Here is a 2,005-nt window from a genome sequence, read left to right on the forward strand (position 1 = left end):
CGGTGTCGTTCCAGCCGTGCAGGACGAGTTCCCGTTCCTCGGCGGACATCACCTCCAGCTCGGCCACCGGCCGGTCCGGACCGGCGACAGCCGCGTCCAGCAGCCGTACGAGCCGTCCCGCGAGGGTGCGTACCGTCCCCTCGTCGAACAGGTCGGCCGCGTAGCGGATGCCGCCCTCGATGCCCGCGCCCTCGCGGGCGGTGCCGAACGCGATCTCCAGGTCGAACTTCGCGCCGCCGGTCTCCACGGCCAGCTCGGCAGCGGGCATCCCGAACAGCCCGGGCACCGCGGTGTCCACCGAGTGGTAGGTCACCATCGTCTGGAACAGCGGGTTCCGCGAGCGGGAGCGTTCGTGCTCCACCGCCTCCACGACCGCCTCCCACGGCAGGTCGGCGTGCGCGAAGGCGGCCAGTCCGGTGTCCCGGACCCGCGCCACCAGCTCGCCGAACGTGGGCGCACCGGACAGGTCCGCCCGCAGCACCAGCGTGTTGAGGAAGAAACCGGCCAGGCCCTCCCACTCCTCGCCGTCACGGCCTGAGACCGGACTGCCGAGCGGGATGTCGTCGCCCGCACCCAGCCGGTGCAGCAGCGCGGCGACCGCGGCGTGGACCACCATGAACGGGGTCGCGCCGCTCTCACGGGCGATCCGCAGCAGGCCCCCGGCCGTACCGGCGGACACCGAGAACCCGACCACACCGCCCTCGTACGAGGGCTCCGCCGGCCGGGGCCGGTCCGTGGGCAGGGCCACCTCCGCCGGGATCCCGGCGAGCGCCCGCCGCCAGTACTCCGTCTGCCGGGCGGCGGGGGACCGCGGGTCTGCGGCGTCACCCAGTACCTCCCGCTGCCAGTGCGCGAAGTCGGCGTACTGGAGGGGCAGTTCGGGGAACCCCGGGGCAGTGCCGGCCAGTCGCGCCGTGTAGGCCGTGTTCAGGTCCGCGAACAGCAGGGCCGTCGAGGACTCGTCGGTGGCGATGTGGTGCACGAGCAGGAGCAGGACGTGGTCGTCCGGCGCGGCCCGCAGCAGGGTCACGCGGACCGGCAGCTCCGACGCCAGGTCGAAGACGTGCCCGCCGGCCCGTACGGCCTCCTCGGCCAGCCGGTCGGCCGCCACGTCCCGGAGTTCTACCGGAACGGTCACCCCGGCGACGGGAAGGATCCGCTGGTACGGCTCGCCGTCGTGCTCGGCGATCACCGTACGCAGCACCTCGTGCCGGGCCACCAGGTCCCCGGCCGCGGCGCGCAGCGCGGCGAAGTCCACCGGACCGCGCAGGCGCACCGCCACCGGCACGTTGTAGGTGGCGGCCGGTCCGCGCACGCTGTCCGTCACCCACAGGCGGTGCTGGGCGAACGAAAGCGGGGGCCGTTCGGGCCGGTCGCCCGCGAGGGGCCGGGGCCGGGTGCCGGCCGAGCGCTGCGAGAGCCGCGCGGCCAGCGCCTCGACGGTCCGCAGCTCGAACACGTCGCGGATCCCGCACTCGACGCCGAGGACCTCGCGGATCCGTCCCGCCGCCCGGGCCGCCAGCAGCGAGTGGCCGCCGAGGGCGAAGAAGTCGTCCTGTACACCCACGGCCGGGCGTCCCAGTACGGCGCCCAGGATCCCCGACAGGACCTCCTCGCGGACGTCCCGGGGGGCGCGCGAGACGGACGCGGCGACGGTCTCAGGTGCCGGCAGGGCGCGTCGGTCGAGTTTGCCGTTGGGGGAGAGGGGGAGCGCGGGGAGGGTGAGGACGACGGCCGGGACCATGTACTCGGGGAGGTGTTCGGCGGCGAGGGTGCGCAGGGCGTCCGGATCGAGGGTGGCGCCGGGCGCGGGGACGGCGTAGGCCACCAGCCGCTGGATCCCCGGGACGTCCTCGCGCACCAGCACCGCGGCTTGGCCGACGGACGGCGAGGAGGCCAGGACCGTGGCTATCTCGCCGGGTTCGATGCGGAAGCCGCGGAGTTTGACTTGGTCGTCGGTGCGGCCGAGGTAGTGGATGCGGCCGTCGGGGAGGTGGCGGGCGAG

1 protein-coding gene is annotated in these 2,005 nt (G+C 74.8%); it reads right to left on the minus strand.

The window, feature by feature from the left end; genetic code table 11:
• Nucleotides 1-2,005 (minus strand): condensation domain-containing protein (locus AC07B0_RS40315; protein WP_478900603.1); only part of this gene is annotated, 2,005 nt, incomplete at both ends.

This window comes from Streptomyces sp. NPDC044704 (genome assembly GCF_056433525.1).